16 protein-coding genes and 4 pseudogenes are annotated in these 19,494 nt (G+C 64.6%); 16 read left to right on the forward strand and 4 right to left on the reverse strand.

Going from position 1 to position 19,494, the window contains the following annotated elements; translation table 11 throughout:
- Positions 1-135 precede the first annotated feature (135 nt).
- From NKJ32_RS26805 to NKJ32_RS26820, 4 genes and pseudogenes are all read left to right on the forward strand, one after another.
- Positions 136-1,377, forward strand: a complete 1,242-nt coding sequence (locus NKJ32_RS26805; protein WP_352807202.1) for a site-specific integrase — start codon at positions 136-138, stop codon at positions 1,375-1,377.
- Entirely contained in the window at positions 1,374-2,297 is a 924-nt protein-coding gene (locus NKJ32_RS26810; protein WP_352829384.1) for a tyrosine-type recombinase/integrase, read from the forward strand. The genes NKJ32_RS26805 and NKJ32_RS26810 overlap by 4 nt, the downstream gene beginning before the upstream one ends.
- Positions 2,294-3,295: a tyrosine-type recombinase/integrase gene (locus tag NKJ32_RS26815; protein WP_352807204.1), complete on the forward strand. Its 1,002-nt coding sequence runs from the start codon at positions 2,294-2,296 to the stop codon at positions 3,293-3,295. Before NKJ32_RS26810 ends, NKJ32_RS26815 begins: the two co-directional genes overlap by 4 nt.
- A 114-nt stretch (positions 3,296-3,409) precedes the next feature.
- Positions 3,410-3,553 (forward strand): annotated as a pseudogene (locus tag NKJ32_RS26820) (transposase domain-containing protein); the annotation flags it as partial.
- Here NKJ32_RS26820 and NKJ32_RS26825 read toward each other — a convergent pair.
- Positions 3,534-3,767, reverse strand: coding sequence for a DUF6429 family protein (locus NKJ32_RS26825; protein WP_128204748.1), 234 nt, complete (start codon positions 3,765-3,767; stop codon positions 3,534-3,536). The pseudogene NKJ32_RS26820 and the gene NKJ32_RS26825 sit on opposite strands and share 20 nt — an antisense overlap.
- Positions 3,768-3,832: 65 nt before the next feature.
- Here NKJ32_RS26825 and NKJ32_RS26830 point away from each other — a divergent pair.
- Positions 3,833-4,198, forward strand: a pseudogene (locus NKJ32_RS26830) (ABC transporter permease subunit); the annotation flags it as partial.
- 25 nt (positions 4,199-4,223) lie between these two features.
- Here the strand turns inward: NKJ32_RS26830 and NKJ32_RS26835 are convergent.
- From NKJ32_RS26835 to NKJ32_RS26845, 3 genes are all read right to left on the reverse strand, one after another.
- The gene (locus tag NKJ32_RS26835) at positions 4,224-5,441 is read right to left on the reverse strand and encodes an MFS transporter (protein ID WP_352829386.1); all 1,218 of its coding nucleotides are present in this window, start codon (positions 5,439-5,441) and stop codon (positions 4,224-4,226) included.
- A gap of 57 nt (positions 5,442-5,498) precedes the next feature.
- Complete coding sequence (gene rpoN / locus NKJ32_RS26840; protein WP_352829388.1) at positions 5,499-6,935, reverse strand: RNA polymerase factor sigma-54; 1,437 nt, start codon at positions 6,933-6,935, stop codon at positions 5,499-5,501.
- 70 nt (positions 6,936-7,005) lie between these two features.
- Positions 7,006-7,539 carry a peroxiredoxin gene (locus NKJ32_RS26845; RefSeq protein WP_352466644.1) on the reverse strand — a complete coding sequence of 178 codons (534 nt, stop codon included), beginning with the start codon at positions 7,537-7,539 and terminating at the stop codon, positions 7,006-7,008.
- A 1,408-nt stretch (positions 7,540-8,947) separates the two neighbouring features.
- Here NKJ32_RS26845 and nifH point away from each other — a divergent pair.
- The 11 genes and pseudogenes from nifH to NKJ32_RS26900 all read left to right on the forward strand — a co-directional run.
- Positions 8,948-9,055, forward strand: a pseudogene (gene nifH, locus NKJ32_RS26850) (nitrogenase reductase); the annotation flags it as partial.
- A gap of 152 nt (positions 9,056-9,207) precedes the next feature.
- Positions 9,208-10,410 carry a cytochrome P450 gene (locus NKJ32_RS26855; protein WP_352829389.1) on the forward strand — a complete coding sequence of 401 codons (1,203 nt, stop codon included), beginning with the start codon at positions 9,208-9,210 and terminating at the stop codon, positions 10,408-10,410.
- An 87-nt stretch (positions 10,411-10,497) separates the two neighbouring features.
- Positions 10,498-11,787, forward strand: coding sequence for a cytochrome P450 (locus tag NKJ32_RS26860; protein ID WP_352829391.1), 1,290 nt, complete (start codon positions 10,498-10,500; stop codon positions 11,785-11,787).
- 1 nt (position 11,788) lies between these two features.
- Positions 11,789-11,914: pseudogene (locus tag NKJ32_RS26865) on the forward strand (ferredoxin); the annotation flags it as partial.
- A gap of 168 nt (positions 11,915-12,082) precedes the next feature.
- A complete protein-coding gene (locus tag NKJ32_RS26870; protein WP_352829406.1) occupies positions 12,083-12,925 on the forward strand; it encodes an SDR family oxidoreductase in 843 nt (280 codons plus the stop codon).
- Entirely contained in the window at positions 12,925-14,268 is a 1,344-nt protein-coding gene (locus tag NKJ32_RS26875; protein ID WP_352829393.1) for a cytochrome P450, read from the forward strand. The genes NKJ32_RS26870 and NKJ32_RS26875 overlap by 1 nt, the downstream gene beginning before the upstream one ends.
- Positions 14,269-14,422: 154 nt before the next feature.
- The gene (locus NKJ32_RS26880) at positions 14,423-15,421 is read left to right on the forward strand and encodes a polyprenyl synthetase family protein (RefSeq protein ID WP_352829408.1); all 999 of its coding nucleotides are present in this window, start codon (positions 14,423-14,425) and stop codon (positions 15,419-15,421) included.
- 137 nt (positions 15,422-15,558) lie between these two features.
- On the forward strand, positions 15,559-17,109 hold the full coding sequence (locus NKJ32_RS26885) for a hypothetical protein (protein ID WP_352829394.1): 1,551 nt from the start codon (positions 15,559-15,561) through the stop codon (positions 17,107-17,109).
- Complete coding sequence (locus tag NKJ32_RS26890; RefSeq protein ID WP_352829396.1) at positions 17,106-18,005, forward strand: terpene synthase family protein; 900 nt, start codon at positions 17,106-17,108, stop codon at positions 18,003-18,005. Before NKJ32_RS26885 ends, NKJ32_RS26890 begins: the two co-directional genes overlap by 4 nt.
- A gap of 85 nt (positions 18,006-18,090) precedes the next feature.
- Positions 18,091-19,137, forward strand: a complete 1,047-nt coding sequence (gene fni / locus NKJ32_RS26895) for a type 2 isopentenyl-diphosphate Delta-isomerase (protein WP_352829398.1) — start codon at positions 18,091-18,093, stop codon at positions 19,135-19,137.
- Between the two features lie 54 nt (positions 19,138-19,191).
- Positions 19,192-19,494: FAD-dependent oxidoreductase (locus tag NKJ32_RS26900; protein ID WP_352829400.1), on the forward strand; the 303-nt coding region annotated here is incomplete at its 3' end.

Genomic DNA, 19,494 nt, shown 5'->3' on the forward strand with positions numbered 1-19,494 from the left:
CATAAGCAGGTTTATGCCGACCGCCAAACTATGCCGAGTGAGCAAGTTTTTACCAACACTTTCCTCAACGTAGCGGTAGCTGAATCGGCATAGCTTAGGCTCTCTCCGTCGCAATTGACGCGAAGGAGAGGACACATGAATGCAAGTGACTACCTGCAACGCAGCACACTGTTTCGGAAGCTGATCCACGGGCCGTATGGCGAGTTTGCACGCGTTTATGCGGGCAGATTGTCGGATGAAGGCTTCGGTCAGCAATGCACATGGCGATCGCTAAGCCTATTTCGTGAGCTGAGAGACTGGCATCTCGGCAACGGGCACGATCTCCAGGATTTAAACGAAGATCATGTCGAGCGGTTTCTTGAGCACCGTTCCAAACACTGGAGCATCGATTCGGGCGACCGCGCTGCGCTCCGGCGCTTGCTTGCCGCGTTACGGCAAGAAGGCTTGATACCAGCCGCCCTTCCGATTGAGCGCACGGAGCACGAGCGGATTGTTGATGTGTTCGCGGCTTACCTCACGAGTGAGAGAGGGCTCGCCGCCTCGACGGTGGAAAGTCACAAGCTGCTCTCACACCGATTTCTGCAGGAGGTCTGTCCGGCTGGCGCAGATGGGTTTGCAGCGCTCACCCCGGAGATCGTCATCGGCTATGTCGAGCGACATGCTCTCGATGGCTCCGCCGACAGCGGCAAAGCGATGTGCGGGGTGGTGCGCACCTTCCTGCGCTATTTGCATCTGAAGGGCTTCATTTCGGTAGCCTTGGCCGATTGTGTGCCGTCGATCCGTCGCTGGCGGCTTGCTGGCCTGCCAACCTTCCTGCCACCACAGAAGGTTCAGTTGGTTCTCGATGCCTGCGATCGGACCACGGCAATGGGGCTTCGCGACTATGCGGTTCTGATGGCGCTGGCCAAGCTGGGCTTGCGCGCCAGCGAGGTTGCTGCGCTCAGTCTTGACGATATCGATTGGCAGTCGGGCAGTGTCCTCGTCCATGGCAAGGGACGGCGGCAAGCGATGATGCCACTACGCCACGACGTCGGTGCAGCTGTCGTCGCCTACATCCGGCATGGGCGACCGGCTTCAGCGTGTCGCCGATTATTTCTGCGAATGCTTGCTCCGCACGTCGGCTTTGCCTCCGGCTGCGCCATCACGATGATCGCGAAGGAGGCCCTCGAGCGGGCAGGTATTCACGGCTATGCGCACCACGGCGCGCACCTCTTCCGCCACAGCCTTGCGACCGACCTGCTGCGGTCGGGGGCCAGCTTTGCTGAGATCCGCCAGTTGCTTCGTCACCGGAGCATCGACAGCACGAGGATCTATGCCAAGCTCGACATCGAGAAGCTGCGCGAACTGAGCCTGCCGTGGCCGGGAGGTGCCCAATGAGACGTCTTCGAACAGCGCTCGAGCGCTATGTGGGCATGCGCCAGGGGTTGGGATACAAGTACCACGGGCCCGCTCGACGGTTGTCGGATTTCGTCACCTTCATGGAGGCTCGCGGCGCCGAGACCATCACCACGGCGCTGGCAATGAAGTGGGTGACGTTGATCGGCCGACAACCGAGTTGGTCCATCCGCCTGACCGATGTGCGCTGCTTCGCTCAGCACCTCGCTCATTTCGACCCCATGACGGAAGTGCCACCTCAAGACGCTGTGCCGCCGGCGCGGCGGGCAAAGCCCTACATCTATACCGATGCTGAGATCACGGCGCTTCTGGCGGCGGCACTGGCGCTGCCGCCGGCCAACGCCCTCCGTCCCTGGACATATCATTGCCTGTTCGGATTGATAGCGGTCGCCGGGCTACGCCATTCCGAAGCGCTGGACCTGCGCCGAGACGACGTCGATCTCGACCAAGGTGTCCTCACCATTCGGGAGACGAAGTTCGGCAAGTCGCGGCTGGTCCCGCTCCATGCCACGACGGTCGCCGTGCTGTCGGACTACGCCGCGCGACGCGACGCGCATCTCGTCGCGCCTCGTAGCCCCTATTTCTTTGTCGCCGAGCAGGGCGGCAGATTGCTGCACCAATACGTGCACCGGGTGTTCTGGCAGCTGTCGCGACAGATCGGTCTGCGGCAGCGGGGACAGCGCAATGGTCCGCGGGTTCACGATCTTCGTCACCGTTTCGCCGTCCAGGTCCTGACCAACTGGTATCGTGCGGGCGAAGATGTCGAGCGGGAACTGCCGGTCCTCTCGACCTTTCTCGGCCACGCCAATGTTCGCGACACCTACTGGTATCTATCCGCCGCGCCGGAGCTAATGACCCATGCTGCGCGACTGCTGGATGAGCGGTGGGAGGTTCGCTCATGAGCGCCTCGAAGGATCTGGCCGTGCTGATCGAGCGGTGGTTCACCGATCGGCTCATGCGACATCGAGGCGTAAGCTCCAACACCATCGCCTCCTATCGCGACACCTTCCGGCTCCTGTTTGCATTCGCGCAGACACGCCTTGGCAGGTCTCCGACGCAGTTGACGCTGCGGGATTTGGACGCGCCTTTCATCGGCGCATTTCTGGAGGACCTCGAGACACTGCGGTCCGCCTCAGTGAGGACCCGGAACCTCCGCCTCACAGCCATTCGGTCTTTCTTCAGATATGCGTCGTTCGAGGAGCCGGCCCATAGCGCTCAGATTCAACGCGTGCTCGCGATCCCGAGCAAGCGATGCGACAAGCGACAACTTCAGTTTCTCACCAGGCCCGAGATTGAAGCGATCCTGGCCTGTCCGGATCGCAGCACATGGCTGGGACGGCGTGATCACACTCTGCTGTTGCTGGCCGCGCAAACAGGCCTGCGGGTCTCGGAGATCATCGATCTCAACCGGGACTCGGTCATGCTGGGGCACGGTGCCCACGTGCGATGCGTTGGCAAGGGCCGCAAGGAGCGAAGTACGCCGCTCACCAAGGTTGCACAGCAAGCCCTTCGGGGCTGGCTCAACGAGCCCAGGAAACGGGGCGCAACGGCTCTCTTTCCGAACATGCACGGCGGCAGGCTGAGCGCCGACGGCGTGCAGGCGCTGCTGAACAAACATGTCGCCAAGGCTCGCGAACACTGCGTCATCCTCCGCTCGAAGCGGGTGTCGCCTCATGTTTTGAGGCACAGCGCTGCCATGGAGCTGCTGCAGGCGGGCGTCGATTGTTCGGTCATCGCCCTATGGCTGGGCCATGAGGCGATGGAAACGACGCTGACCTATCTTCACGCACATCTTGAGCTGAAGGAATCCGCACTTGGCAAGCTGAAGCCATACGAACGCGCAAAGGCCGAACGATTTCGGCCAAACGACCGACTTCTTGAATTCCTGAACGCCCTTTGAGCATGAGAACTATGCCGAGTGTCAACGACCGGCTCTCGGTCGAAATGGCGGGCAAAGCGCTTCATACCGCCATGATCGGAAGAGGCGCTCGGCATAGTTTGGCGGTCGGCATAAACGGCGAAGCTCAACGACGTCGATCCGCAGGCCTGGCTGGCCGACGTCCTCACCCGCGTCGCCGATACGCCGCAGAACCGGCTTCATGAACTGCTTCCGTGGAATTGGCAGCCCCGCCAGATCCTTATGGCCTCGGCCGCGTGAACAGCGCGCGGAACAGTTCCTCCGACCGCTGAAGACCTTCGTCGGTCAGGACCAAGGACTTCGCCTTGTTCACAGGGTCTGCAATCAGCCCCTTCCGATGCAGCCGATCCGTCACATCCCAATCAAAGCTCTTCCAGGCGCATCGTTCATTGTGCAGCGTCAGCCAAAGCAGCGCCAAGACCGCATCATCGATCTTGTCCGTGTCGATCTCCATCCGCCCAGTCTAGCACAAATCACGCGTCTGCCGCGGCCCAGACCGGCCCAGACCGGATGGTTACCGAAGGGGTGCGCGGCGTGCCGGTGCTCCGGCTGGTCTATCCCGAGCTGATCTACCGGCCATTCACTGCTGGTCTATGTCGCGTCCTGATGATGCCATCTCCCTGATTGGTGCTGTTTAGCACCCGCGTCGGCCTAGGGCTTCGCGCGGTCGACGATAATCCGGCCGCCGTTGACACCACTGGCATTTCGCGACCTGGCTGCGCTATCGTGCGGCATCTTCACCGGCGTTCTGACGGGCATGGCCGGCGCGTAGCTGTCGCTCGCCCAGAATGCCGGCTTGTCGTCAAGGATATGACCGCCAGCAACGCGCTGGCAGCGCTCATCGTCGCCAAGTGGAAACCGGTGCCAGCGAGGTTCGCGTGTCTGGCGGCGAAGGTCGCCATACGCTGCTCTAGGTTTCCCGCTTCGGGCCGAGCAGGAACACTGTCAGGGCAGCGAGGAACGTGGCAACAGCACTGTAGGCAATGGCACTGGTAATCCCGGCATTGTCCACCAATAGTCCGCCGAAAATCGCGCCGCCTGCGATTGCCACTTGGAACGCTACGACCATCAGCACACCCGCGCTTTCGGCCTGCTCGGGAGCGGCGCGCCACACCATCCACGTCTGCAATCCCACCGGCACTGCGCCGAAGGCAAAGCCCCACGCGGCAACCGCAACCGCCGAGGCGGAGGCCGATGCTCCCGCCGTCAGCAGCGAAACAGCGGCTATCGCTATGAGCAGCGGTGCAAGGGCCGCGACTGCCTTGAGACTGTACTCGGCCAGCAGCCCGCCGGCCAAATTGCCGAAGAATCCGCCGATGCCAAAAGCAAGCAACACAAGCGAGATCGTCTCGACATCCAGCGCGGGAACCTTCTCGAGGAAGGCGCGGATATAGGTGAAGCCGGCGAAGTGGCCGGAAGCGACCAGCAGGACGACCAAAAGCGCGACCTTGATCATCGGAATCTTGGCCACATCCAGCAGGCTGCGGAAGCTAGCCACTCCAACCGGAGGCAGCCTCGGAATGGTTATGAGTTGCACCAGCAGTGTCGCGGCGCCGACGACTGCGGCGAGCATGAAGGCGCTTCGCCATCCCCAGATATCGCCGACATAAGCGCCGATTGGAGCTGCGCAAACGGTAGCGACGGAAACGCCGGTGAGGATGATCGATATGGCGCGCGGCAGGAGGTGGCTTGGAACGAGCCGCATCGCCACTGCTGCCGACATCGACCAGAAGCCTCCGAGCGCTATGCCGAGCACGACGCGTGCCGTCAGAAGTACCGCCAGCGACCACGCGCCGGCCGCCAGAACGTCCGACAGGATCAGCAGCAGCGTCATCGCCCACATGACGATCCTGCGGTCCAGGCGCTTTGTGATGATGGCCACAGTCGGCGCCGAGATCGCCCCGACGATAGCGGTCGCCGTCATCGCCTGTCCAGCCGCACCCTCGGTGACACCGAGATCATTCGCGAGGGGCGTGAGGAGGCTGACAGGCAGAAACTCTGCCGTCACCAGCCCGAAGGTGCCCAAGGAAAGCGAAATGACCGCACCCCATCCGGGACCAGACGGTTGGTCGGGCTTTTCTGGGTCGTGCAGAACAGCGTCCATCACGCCTGCCGCGGATCGGGTCATGAACGAAGTCTCCACTTTGGATGCACTGCAACATGAGGTTGGCTGCCTTGACCCACATTAAAGACACAAGCGCATTTCGCGGCGGCGTTGCACGGAGGAGGGGATGTTCATTGCTTCGCGATATTTTGTGACGGTGCGGCGCGCAACATCGATGCCGGTTTCCTTCAGCCGGACAGCGATGTCATCGTCGGAAAGCACGTCGCCGGGAGATTCTGCGGCAATTATCGCTTTGATCCGATGGCGGACAGCTTCGGCGGAGTGCGCATCGCCGCCTTGGCAGGACGCGATCGCGACGGTGAAAAAATACTTGAGTTCGAAGACTCCGCGCGGGGTAAGCATGTACTTGTTCGAGGTCACCCGGCTTACCGTCGACTCGTGCACGCCGATCGCGTCAGCGACGGTTCTGAGATTGAGAGGCCGCAGGTGGGCGACGCCATGTTCCAAAAAGGCATCCTGCTGGCGCACGATTTCAGCCGCAACCTTAAGAATCGTCTTGGCGCGCTGATCGAGGCTGCGGATCAGCCAGTTCGCGTTTTGCAGGCATTCGTTGAGAAATGCTTGATCTTTCGAATTTTGGACAGTGTGACGCGAGACTTCAGCATAGTAGGTTTGGTTGATCAGCAGCTTGGGCAGTGTGGCCGGATCAAGTTCGATCTGCCATCCGCCTTCCGGCGAGGGCGTGACCCAGACGTCGGGTATGATTGATTCACACGCACCGGATTGGAACTGGTTTCCAGGCTTGGGATCGAGCGCACGAATCTCATGCATCATGTCGAGAAGGTCGTCTTCATCGACGCCGCAATGCTGCTTCAGCGCCTGAAAATCGCGTCGCGCAAGCATTTCAAGATTGGCAACCAAAGCTGCCATTGCCGGGTCGAACCGGTCTCGCTGGCGCAACTGGATCTCGAGGCATTCTCTGAGTGTTCGCGCAAAAATTCCCGGTGGATCAAAGTGCTGCAAGGTTCCGAGAACCCGTTCCACATCAGTCTCCCGGACATTCAGGCTCTCGGCCAGCTCCAAAAGGTTGGCCCGAAGATAGCCAGTGTCTTCCAGATCGGCGGCAAGCTGGCCAGCGATCAGCCGCTCCTGTGGTGTGAACGCAGTGAGGGCGATCTGACGAGCGACATGGTCGTGCAATGTTTCGGCGAGGGTGGCAAACTCGTCGAGGGAAGGGCCATTACCCGGCGGGTTGTTGGTCGTGTTGCGAAGTGATTTCCATTGCCCGAGCCGTTCAGGCGACCCGGCCCCGGTCGATCCGTGAACGGCGTTTGCGCGTGGGCCGACACGCTGATCCGCTCCCGAAATCGAAACATCGCCAAAAGGCCCGCCATCGTTTGACGCAGATTCCAAGAGCGGGTTCTTCTCGATTTCCCGCTCCACGAACTGATGCAGTTCAGTATGCGCCAGTTGCAGCAAGCGAATCGACTCAATGAGTTGAGGCGATGCGACCATGGATTGCTTCTGGCGCTGAAGCAGGCTTGCTGAGGATTGCATGGTGAGCGCGATAATCCTGTCGAGGGAGCCTCTTGGGGCGGGCAATGGCACCAGTGAGACGTTTTCTAGGTCATGCGGCGGCTTTCAGCGTTTCGAGAACGTTTTGCGGGGATGAGACGCCATAGGGGTCGGCCTCGCAGTTGTCGGAGAAACCTTCCTCCTCAAACCACTGCTCCACCACGCCATTGTTGATCAGGGCGGCGTAGCGCCAGGAGCGCATCCCGAAGCCGAGATTGTCCTTGGCGACCAGCATGCCCATCTTGCGTGTGAACTCGCCTGAGCCATCGGGGATGAGCTCGACCTTCTGCAGGCCCAAGGACTTCCCCCACGCATTCATGACGAAGGCATCGTTGACGGAGACGCAGTAAATCGCGTCAATTCCCTCCTTCTCAAACTCATCATAGAGCTCTTCGAAATTGGGCAGTTGGTACGTCGAGCAGGTCGGAGTGAAGGCGCCAGGCAGCGAGAACAGGATGACGCGCTTGCCGGCAAAGTAGTCGTCAGATGTCTTTTCTTCCCAGCGATATGGATTTGGGCCCTGGACTGACTCATCGCGAACACGCGTGAGAAAGGTGACGAAGGGAACCTTCTTTTGAACGGTCATCAACTTGCTCCTCAGGAAAAAACTGGCGCGCCGGATTCTGGCAGAGGCTGGCGCAATACCGAGCAAAGGCTCGTATGCCGGGCATGAAATGAGGCCCTCGCGGCTCGCCCCCTCCTTTTTCCATCCCGATGTAGGGGAACGTCTTGGCTGCTGGTCTTCGTCACCCGAACGCCATCGATCTGAGCAACTGGAGGCTGTCGAGCCGCTGGGGCAATCTTTCCACGGCTATGGCGCCGGAAGCGGCATCCATCGCTCGCGCTCGTGCCCGGGAAAAAGTGATAGCGGGCCCGAAGTAGCCAATATCGGAAGCATGTGGAGGCCTCAAATGTGACTTTCCGCAAGAGCCCCGCGTTACTGAGCTGGTTCGGCGTATTGTCGATATTTGCCAGTGACCTGCCGACCTTGGCTTCGGTGGCTCTTTGATGGGGCTCTTGGGCACTCAGATGCTGATCAGAACCGGTAAACGGCAGTTGCGCGAGCGCCATGTGTTGGCGTGCCGGCATCGGACCAGCCGTGCGCAAATCGGCTGCCGAGGAGGGACCTCCGGAGGAGATGATGTACCGATGTTCAGCGGGAACGGGCACCGTCTCCTCAGGCCACGGTCTAGAGCTTCGCGTGTCGGGCATGGCGCAAGTCGCTTTCATCGTGATTTGATGGGCTCTAACCAGGAGCAGCAAGCGACGTGCCATTTCAAATAGAGATGCTTTTGGACCGCCCCCTTTTTCTCGGAGGCCGTGTCTTCGCCAAGATCGGGCGCGCGCTATAACCGCCTCGTCACCACACTCAACAACGGTGCTGTATGGTGCGGATATTCGGCGCTTCCGCCCCGGCTGGGCAAAGACGAACCGGAAGCCGAGCCGATGCACTACCTCACACCGGCGGGCACTGCAGCGATTGCGTAGCGTGTGCCGCTAGCGTGTTCTTGCGTGCGGAGGCACGGCTATCGCGAACACGCGCCTGTCGCAGCAACCATGAGCGTGCGCTCTTCGGCAAGCGCCCTGATTCCGTGAGAATCGAATTCTCCAAGCGAGTCCTATTTGCAACCCTCTTATGTTCGAAACTGGACCAGAATGTCGCAAGCCCGACCGAAAGGTCGCCGAGGCGAACTATCCGACACTGTTCTGTCGCCTTTGTTGGTCCGCGACAGCGGCCTATTTCGCCGAGCTCTTGTCTGGCCTCAGGGTAACCCACTGAAAAGCAATCACAATTTTTTTCTTCTGCTGGGTCGGCCAAATTGGCACGAGTTTTGAAGCTCCTTCGTTGCGGGCCGGGAGCTGCCGACCGACCTTCATTTCGTGGATGGCACCGCGATCGATGGAACGAAGAAAGAAAAGCAAAATGTCAAATCCGCATCAGATGGGGCCTCGGCGAAACCGCCCCCTACCAAACAGGCTCGCCGCCCTTGTCGACCCTTGCGCAGGAAATTTTGATGGCCGGCTGCGACTCAAAGGCCCGCCACACTCGCCTTATCCTGAACTCGAAGGCGCAGGATAACGTTCTGCATCTCGCCGCGCGGTATGCCTAGGCAGTTACACGTTGGCCGACCTTGATAATCGAATCGGGCTACGCTGCGGAGGACGTCGTCTACATGCCTTCCTAGCCCTTCGCTGCCCGCAGCGCCTGCCGGTCACCTTCCGCCCTTCCATCGCTTAGAGATCAAGTGCCACCATGTCCGAACAACCCTTGCCGACGCTGCCGATGTGGCGCGTCGATCACATCGAGCCCTCGCCCGAGATGTTGGCGCAACGCGCCAACGGTCCGATCCACCGCGTGCGCTTCCCGTCCGGGCACGAAGGCTGGTGGGTGACAGGCTACGATGAAGCCAAGGCGGTGCTGTCCGACGCGGCGTTCCGGCCCTCGGGAATGCCGCCGTCGGCATTCACCCCGGATTCGGTGATTCTCGGATCGCCGGGGTGGTTGGTCTCGCACGAGGGGGGCGAGCATGCCCGGTTACGCACGATCGTGGCGCCGGCCTTCAGCAACCGCAGGGTGAAGCTGCTCGCGCAGCAGGTCGAGGTGATCGCCGCGCAGTTGTTCGAGACACTGGCGGCCCAGCCCCAGCCCGCCGACCTGCGGCGCCACCTCTCCTTTCCACTTCCGGCCATGGTCATCAGCGCGCTGATGGGCGTGCTCTACGAGGATCACGCCTTTTTCGCCGGGCTGTCCGACGAGGTGATGACGCACCAGCATGAAAGCGGCCCGCGCAGCGCGTCGCGCTTGGCCTGGGAAGAACTGCGCGCCTACATTCGCGGCAAGATGCGGGACAAGCGCCAGGATCCTGGCGACAACCTCCTGACGGATCTGCTCGCGGCGGTCGACCAGGGCAAGGCGACAGAGGAAGAGGCGATCGGCCTGGCGACGGGCATGCTGGTGGCGGGGCACGAGAGCACCGTCGCGCAGATCGAATTCGGCCTGCTGGCCATGTTCCGCCATCCGCAACAGCGCGAACGCCTGGTCGGCGATCCATCCCTGGTGGACAAGGCGGTGGAGGAAATCCTGCGCATGTACCCGCCGGGCGCGGGCTGGGACGGCATCATGCGCTACCCGAGGACCGACGTGACCATCGCGGGCGTGGATATTCCTGCGGAGAGCAAGGTGCTTGTCGGCCTGCCGGCGACATCGTTCGATGCGCGCCATTTCGACGACCCGGAAATCTTCGACATCGGACGCGACGAAAACCCGCACCTGGCGTTCTCCTACGGGCCGCACTACTGCATCGGCGCGGCGCTGGCCAGGCTGGAACTCAAGGTGGTGTTCGGTTCGATCTTCCAGCGCTTTCCCGCGCTGCGCCTGGCCGTAGCGCCCGAAGAACTGAAGTTGCGCAAGGAGATCATCACTGGCGGGTTCGAGGAGTTCCCGGTGCTCTGGTGATGCGGACGCCGGGAATCGCGATCTTCTACGCAATTTGCCGGCGCGCCTGGCGCGCCGGTCCGATCAGCCAGCCAACAGGTAACCAAGATGGACGTGCAAGAAACCACGGCAGCATGCCGGGACGCCTTCGCCGAACTGGCGTCGCCAGCGTGCATCCACGACCCGTATCCGTTCATGCGGTGGTTGCGCGAGCACGATCCGGTGCATCGCGCGGCGTCGGGCCTCTTTCTGTTGAGCCGCCACGCCGACATCTACTGGGCGCTCAAGGCCACGGGCGATGCTTTTCGGGGACCGGCGCCGGGCGAACTGGCGCGCTATTTCCCGCGTGCGGCGACCAGCCTGTCACTCAATCTGCTGGCGTCCACGCTAGCGATGAAGGAACCACCGACGCATACGCGTCTGCGCCGGCTGATCTCGCGCGATTTCACCATGGGCCAGATCGACAACCTGAGGCCGACCATCGCTCGCATCGTCGCAGCGCGCCTGGACGGCATGGCGCCCTCGCTGGAGCGCGGGGAGGCGGTGGACCTGCATCGGGAATTCGCGCTGGCCTTGCCCATGCTGGTTTTCGGCGAACTGTTCGGCATGCCCCGGGACGACATTCTCGGGCTCGTCACCGGCATCAGCGCCATTCTGGAAGGCCTGAGCCCGCACGCCAGCGATCCCCAACTCGCTGCGGGGGACGCGGCCAGCGCCAGGGTGCAGGCCTACTTCGGCGACCTCATACAGCGCAAGCGCACCGATTCCCGCCACGACATCGTGTCAATGCTGGTCGGCGCACACGACGACGATGCCGAGATGCTGTCGGATGCGGAATTGATCAGCATGCTCTGGGGCATGCTGCTGGGCGGCTTCGCCACCACTGCCGCGGCCATCGGCCATGCGGTCCTGGCGATGCTGGCGCATCCCGAACAGCGGCACTGGCTGAGGGGAGATGCCGTGGGGGTGAAGGCATTCGTCGAAGAAGCCCTGCGCTACGACGCGCCCGCCATGTTCAGCTCCATTCCGCGTATCGCCCAGCGCGACATCGAACTGGGCGGCGTGGTGATCCCGAAGAACGCGGACGTGCGCGTGCTGATCGCGGCCGGCAATCGCGACCCGGACGCCTTCGCCGATCCCGACCGCTTCGATCCCGTGCGGTTCTACGGCACCAGTCCTGGCATGTCGATCGACGGGAAGATCATGCTGACCTTCGGCCACGGCATCCACTTCTGCCTTGGGGCGCAACTGGCCCGGGTGCAGTTAGCCGAGAGCCTGCCGCGGATCCAGGCGCGCTTCCCCACGCTGGCATTGGCCGAGCAGCCGACCCGGGAGCCCTCCGCGTTCCTTAGGACGTTCCGCGCGCTGCCGGTGCGGCTGCATGGGCAGGAGGGCTGAGATGCGCGTCCTGGTCGATCAGGATCTGTGCGGAACTACCGGGCAGTGCGTGCTGACGCTGCCGGGCACCTTTCGCCAGCGCGAACCGGACGGCGTGGCCGAAGTGTGCGTGGCGACGGTCCCGCAGGCGCTGCACGCCGCCGTGCGGCTTGCGGCCAACCAGTGCCCGGTCGCCGCCATTCGGGTCATCGAAAGCGACGCTGGCCATGACGAGCGCGCCAGCGCCGACCCTGCGCCTTCTCCGGCGGAGGCCGAGCGGCATGCCGCGAAAGACCAATGCAATTTAGGAGACACGATGGGACGGTTTGAAGGCAAGGTGGCCGTGGTGACCGGCGCCGGCGCCGGCATCGGCAAGGCATGCGCTCTCGCCATCGCGCGCGGGGGCGGCAGAGTGGTGGTGGCCGACATTGATGGCTCGGCGGCCATCGCCTGCACTGCGCAGATCGCGGCCGAAGCAGGCCACGCGCTGCCCATAGCCATGGATATCGCCGATGAGCAGGCGGTGGCAGCGCTGTTCGAGACGGCGGAGCGGCACTTCGGGGGGGTCGACCTGCTGGTGAACAATGCGAGCGCCATGCATCTGACCCCGCGCGACCGCGCGATCCTCGACCTGGACCTGGCGGTCTGGGATCAGACCATGGCGACCAATCTGCGCGGCACCCTGCTCTGCTGCCGGCAGGCCATCCCACGGATGATCGCCCGCGGCGGTGGCGCGATCGTCAACATGTCGTCGTGCCAGGGACTCAGCGGGGACACCGCGCAGACGTCCTACGCCGCGTCGAAGGCGGCGATGAACATGCTCTCGGCTTCGCTCGCCACCCAATACGGTCATGCGCAGATCCGCTGCAACGCCGTTGCGCCGGGTCTCGTCATGACCGAGCGTCTCCTCGCCAAGCTGGACGAGTGCATGCAACTGCATCTGCGCCGTCACCAGCTCCTGCAGCGCGTCGGCCGCCCCGAGGACGTGGCCGCGCTCGTGGCGTTCCTGCTCTCCGACGATGCTGCGTTCATCACCGGCCAGGTCGTGTGCATCGATGGCGGCATGCTGGCGCATGTGCCGACATACGCCGACGGTGGCAACAGCTGCGCCGCGCGCCCTGCCGGCGACACCGAATCGGCGGCGGCGGCGCGCTGCTGATGGACATGCTGCTCAACCCGTTCAACCGTCGGCACCGGCTGCGATGCGACATCCCGGTCATGCCTGGCGCTTTCCCCCTGGTCGGGCATCTTCCCGCCATTGTCTGCGACCTGCCGCGCCTGCTGCAGCGCGCAGAACGGACGCTGGGCAGCCACTTCTGGCTGGATTTCGGCCCTGCTGGACACCTGATGACCTGCGTGGATCCGGATGCGTTCGCACTGCTCCGGCACAAGGACGTGTCCTCGGCGCTGATCGAAGAGATCGCGCCCGAATTGCTTGGCGGAACGTTGGTTGCCCAGGACGGCCGCGCGCACCGGCAGGCGCGCGATGCGATCAAGGCGGCGTTCCTGCCCAAGGGGCTGACCCAGGCCGGCATCGGCGACCTGTTCGCGCCCGTCATCTGGGCGCGGGTGCAGGCGTGGCGCGACCACGGCGACGTAACCATCCTGCGCGAAACCGGCGACCTGATGCTCAAGCTCATCTTCAGCCTCATGGGAATCCCCGCGCAGGACCTGCCGGGATGGCATCGCAAGTACCGGCAACTGCTGCAGTTGATCGTCGCGCCCCCGGTCGACCTGCCCGGACTGCCCTTGCGGCGCGGCCGCGCCGCCCGAGACTGGATCGACGCGCAGTTGCGCCAGTTCGTCCGCGACGCGCGCGCGCATGCCGCGCGCACCGGGTTGATCAACGACATGGTGAGCGCCTTCGACCGCAGCGACGATGCGCTTTCCGATGACGTCCTGGTCGCCAATATCCGCTTGCTGCTGCTTGCCGGTCACGACACCACTGCCTCGACGATGGCCTGGATGGTGATCGAACTGGCGCGGCAGCCTGTGCTGTGGGACGCCCTGGTCGAGGAGGCGCAACGCGTGGGCGCGGTGCCGACCCGGCACGCGGACCTGGCGGAGTGTCCGGTCGCCGAGGCGCTGTTCCGGGAGACGCTGCGCCTGCATCCGGCGACCACGCTCCTGCCGCGTCGCGCCCTGCAGGAATTGCAACTCGGCCAACGGCGCATTCCCGCGGGCACCCATCTGTGCATCCCGCTGCTGCATTTCTCGACCTCGGCGCTGCTGCACGAGGCGCCTGATCAGTTCCGCCTGGCGCGGTGGCTGCAACGCACGGAGCCGATCCGGCCGGTGGACATGCTGCAGTTCGGTACCGGCCCACACGTCTGCATCGGCTACCACCTGGTATGGCTGGAAATGGTGCAGTTCTGCATCGCCTTGGCGCTGACAATGCACAAGGCCGGGGTGCGGCCGCAGTTGCTGAGCGGCGTCGAAAAAGGCCGGCGCTATTACCCGACCGCACATCCGTCCATGGCAATCCGCATAGGCTTCTCATGAGCTGGCATCGCATGTCCCGTGTGGCGAGGCAGCGGCGCCGGCGAGGCGCGGCATTGCTGCACTCAGCGCACGCGCTCGGTGCGACGCCGGCAACACCGCGGCGGCTTGGCGCTCGCCGTGGCCATCTCGTGTCAGGTACAAGGACATGAAAAACATGCAGACCGGTTCCACGCTACACGACGACCGAACTGGCGTTTCCGCCCTCGGCGGATTGGGTGCGCAGGCGCGCGGCGCATCCGGCAGGCTGCTGCCGGAGATCTGGATGCAGGACGGCGCGAAGCGGCTCGAACAGGCGCTGGCGCGTCTTCTCTGCGCCGAAGACGACGGTGAGACAGAGCTGATGGCGGCGATGCGCTACGCCACCTTGCATGGCGGGAAGCGCACCCGCGCCTTGCTCTGTCTGGCTGCCGGCGCACTGGCCGACACGCCGGCGCACATGCTCGACGATGTCGGCGCCGCCATCGAGATGATGCACGCCTGTACCCTGGTCCACGACGACCTGCCCGCGATGGACGACGACGTGCTTCGCCGCGGCCTTCCGACCGTGCACGTCAAGTTCGGCGAAGCCACTGCGATCCTGGTCGGCGATGCGCTGCAGGCGCACGCCTTCCTGACCCTGGCGAGCCTGGATGCGCCGGGCGACAACCGTATCGCGCTCGTGCGCGAACTGGCGCAGGCCGTGTCCGCCGAGGGTGCCGCAGGCGGGCAGGCCATGGATCTGTCGCTGGTCGGAAAGCACGCCGAGCTGGACAGGATCGTGGCGATGCACCGGATGAAGAGCGGAGCGCTAGTGCGCGCGTCCGTTCGCATGGGCGCGCTATGCTCCATCGCGGAGGATGCCGCGCACGCTGCGCTGTACTGTGCGCTTGATCGGTACACCGCCTGTTTCGGCCTGGCGTTGCAGGTGATCGACGACATTCTCGACGCGACAGCGGATACCGCGACGCTGGGCAAGACCCCCGGCAAGGACGCGGCGGCGCAGAAGCCGACCTGCGCGTCGATCATGGGGCTGCAGGCAGCGCGCCAGTTCGCGCTGGATTTGTTGCGCGACGCCGGGGAGGCCATCGCCCCGCTGGGGCCGCGTGCGGAACGGTTGGCGCAGATGCTGCAGCGGGCCAACGCGTATCTGTTCAAGCACGCGCCATGCGCATGAGCGCGCCCGTCCGCATGGAGTCGCCGCTGTGCCGCTGCGATCGGCCGGCGGCAGCGGTGCATGCTGCACCGTGTCCGAGTCTGCGGCGTCTGCCCGATCCTGGTTCTCCTCAACCGTCTGCAGAAGGAACATCCCGCGTGAACGCGCTGTCCGAACAGATCCTTTCCGAATTGCGCCACCTGCTCAGCGAGATGAGCGACGGCGGCAGCATCGGTCCGTCCGTCTACGACACGGCGCGCGCTCTGCAGTTCCACGGCAACGACGCCGGTCGGCAGGACGCATACGGGTGGCTCATCGCGCAGCAACAGGCCGATGGCGGATGGGGAAGTGCGGACTTCCCGCTGTTCCGCCATGCGCCCACGTGGGCGGCGTTGCTGGCATTGCAGCGTGCCGATCCTCTTCCCGGCGCTGCCGACGCAGTCCAGGCTGCAACCCGGTTCATCGGGCGCCAGCCCGATCCCTACGCGCATGAGGTGCCAGAAGACGCGCCTATCGGCGCGGAGCTGATCCTGCCGCAGTTGTGCGACGAGGCCGCATCCTTGCTGGGCGGCTTAGCGTTTCCGCGCCACCCGGCGCTGTTGCCGTTGCGGCAAGCACGCCTGGTCAAGCTGGGGGCGGTGGCGACGTTGCCGAGCGGCCATCCGTTGCTGCACTCCTGGGAAGCCTGGGGGACGTCGCCGGCCACCGCATGCCCCGATGACGACGGCAGCATCGGCATCAGTCCGGCGGCCACCGCCGCGTGGCGTGCGCACGCCGTGACACAGGGAAGAACGCCGCAGGTCGGGCGCGCCGACGGGTATCTGCAGGCGGCATCGCGGGCGACGCATACCGGCATCGAAGGTGTCGTTCCCAATGTCTGGCCGATCAATGTGTTCGAGCCATGCTGGTCGCTGTACACCCTGCATCTGGCCGGCCTGTTCGCACATCCCGCGCTCGCCGAGGCAGTGCAAGTGATCGTCGCGCAGCTCCACGCCCGCCTCGGCGTGCGCGGTCTGGGCCCGGCCTTGCACTTCGCGGCCGATGCGGACGACACCGCCGTTGCGATATGCGTCCTGCGCCTTGCAGGCCGCGACCCTGCGGTCGATGCGCTGCGCCATTTCGAAATCGGCGAGCTGTTCGTCACCTTCCCCGGCGAGCGCAATGCCTCGGTATCGACCAACATCCATGCCCTGCATGCGTTGCGACTGTTGGGAAAGCCCGCCGCCGGCACCAGCGCCTACGTCGAGGCCAATCGCAACCCGCACGGTCTATGGAACAACGAGAAATGGCACGTTTCGTGGCTGTATCCCACCGCGCATGCGGTCGCTGCGCTGGCGCAAGGCAAGCCCCAGTGGCGCGACGAGCGCGCGCTGGCGGCGCTGCTGCAGGCGCAGCGCGGCGACGGCGGCTGGGGCGCCGGTCGCGCGTCCACATTCGAGGAAACCGCCTATGCGCTGTTCGCGTTGCACGTGATGGACGGGAGCGAAGAGCCGACAGGGCGCCGGCGCATCGCGCAGGCGGTGGCGCGTGCGCTGGAGTGGATGCTCGCCCGCCATGCGGCGCATGCATTGCCGCAGACGCCGCTGTGGATCGGCAAGGAACTGTATTGCCCCACCCGGGTGGTGCGCGTGGCCGAACTCGCCGGGTTGTGGCTGGCGCTCCGTTGGGGGCGGCGCGTCCTGGCCGAGGGAGCAGGAGCGGCGCCATGATCCAGACCGAACGCGCGCTGCAGCAGGTGCTGGAGTGGGGGCATTCGCTGACCGGGTTCGCCGACGAGCATGCCGTGGAAGCGGTCAGGGGCGGCCAGTACATCCTGCAGCGCATCCACCAGAGCCTGCGCGACACCAGCGCCCGCACCGGCCGCGATCCGCAGGACGAAACGCTGATCGTGGCGTTCTATCGCGAACTGTCGCTGCTGTTCTGGCTCGACGATTGCAACGACCTTGGCCTGATCGCGCCGGAGCAGCTCGCCGCGGTGGAGCAGGCGCTGGGGCAGGGCGTGCCGTGCGCGCTCCCCGGATTCGAGGGCTGCGCTGTGCTGCGCGCTTCGCTGGCCGCGCTCGCCTACGATCGTCGCGACTATGCTCAGCTTCTCGACGATACCCGGTGCTACTGCGCGGCGCTGCGCGCCGGACACGCGCAGGCGCGGGCGGAACGCTGGTCCTACGCCGAGTACCTGCACAACGGCATCGATTCGATCGCCTACACGAACGTGTTCTGTTGCCTGTCCTTGCTGTGGGGGCTGGACATGGCGACCCTGCGCGCGCGTCCGGCGTTTCGCCAGGTCCTGCGGCTCATCTCCGCGATAGGGCGCTTGCAGAACGATCTGCATGGACGCGAAAAGGACAGGTCGGCCGGCGAGGCCGACAACGCGGCGATCCTGCTGCTGCAGCTCTATCCGGCTATGCCTGTGGTAGAGTTCCTCAACGACGAACTGGCCGGCCATACGCGCATGCTGCACCGGGTGATGGCGGAAGAACGCTTTCCCGCGCCGTGGGGACCGTTGATCGAGGCCATGGCGGCCATCCGCGCGCAGTACTACCAGACCTCGACCAGCCGCTACCGCAGCGACGCTGCGGGGGGAGGCCAGCGTGCGCCGGCCTGAACGCGCGGGAGGCGGCGGCCTGCGCCCGCTGCCGTCGGTCCGATCCGACGCAACGCCGTCGCCCAATGCGCCGGATGGAGCGAGCATGCGCGACACCAACTTGAGCCGGCGCAAGAACGACCACCTTGACATCGTGCTGGATCGGCGAACGGCGCCGGCCAAGGCCGCCGGCTGGGAGTACATCCGTTTCGAACACTGCGCATTGCCCGAGTTGGACCTGACGCAGATCGACCTCAGCGCCTCGCTGCTGGGCAAGACCATGCGCGCGCCGCTGCTGATCAGCTCCATGACCGGCGGCATGCCACGCGCCGAGGCCATTAACCGCCATCTGAGCGAGGCAGCGCAAGCCTTGGGGATCGCCATGTGTGTCGGTTCGCAACGCGTGAGCCTGCAATCCCGCAACTCCCAGGGGCTGACGCGCGCGCTGCGCCGCCTGGCCCCAGACATTCCCTTGCTGGCCAACATCGGCGCCGCGCAACTGTGCGAGGCCGACGGCCTGGACCTCGCGCGCCGGGCGGTGGATGCGCTGGAGGCCGATGGACTCATCGTCCATCTCAATCCGCTGCACGAAGCAGTACAGCCGGAGGGCGACCGCGACTGGCGCGGCGTCCTGGCACAGATCGCTCGCGCCGCGCGCAGCGTGGGCGTGCCGATCGTGGCCAAGGAAGTGGGGTCGGGCCTGTCCGCCTCGGTGGCCTGTGCGCTCGTCGAAGCGGGCGTGGCGGTGATCGATGTCGCCGGTGCCGGCGGCACCAGTTGGGCCGCGGTGGAGGGCGAGCGCGCCCGCGATGCCGCCGACCGTGCAGTGGCGATGGCGTTCGCCGATTGGGGGATTCCGACCCCGGCCAGCGTGCAGGCGGTACGTCGGGCGCTGCCAACGGTTAAGCTGATCGCGTCGGGCGGGATCCGCGACGGCGTCGACGTGGCCAAGGCCATCCGCCTGGGCGCGGACATCGCCGGGCAGGCGGCCGGCGTGCTGCGCGCGGCTACGATATCCACCGAGGCGGTTGTCGCGCATTTCGAGATCGTCATCCGCCAGTTGGCCGTCGCCTGCTTCTGTACCGGCTCGGCTGATCTGGCGGCCTTGCGTCAGGCGCGCTTGTTGCCCTCGGCGCATCTGCCCGCCGGTTGATGCCGGCATCGCGCGCACGTGGCGGCGGGCGCCTAGAACTGGAGAAGCGAAAAAGTGCGCTACGACATCATCATCATCGGCGGAGCCATCGTCGGCTCCTCGGTCGCCTATTATCTGCGCGAGGAAGGGTTTTCGGGCTCGATCGCGCTTGTCGAGCGCGACCCGCAATTTTCCCGCGCCGCGACCACGCTGTCCTGCGCCTCCATCCGCCAGCAGTTCTCGATCCCGGAAAACATCCGGCTGTCGCAATTCACGCTGAAACTGTTCCGGCGGCTCAGGGAAGAGTTTGGCGCGGACGCCGATATCGGCTTTCGCGAAGGCGGCTACCTCATCCTTGCCGGCGAGAACGGGCTGCCG

Source organism: Mesorhizobium sp. M0159 (genome assembly GCF_040322295.1).
Taxonomy (GTDB): domain Bacteria; phylum Pseudomonadota; class Alphaproteobacteria; order Rhizobiales; family Rhizobiaceae; genus Mesorhizobium.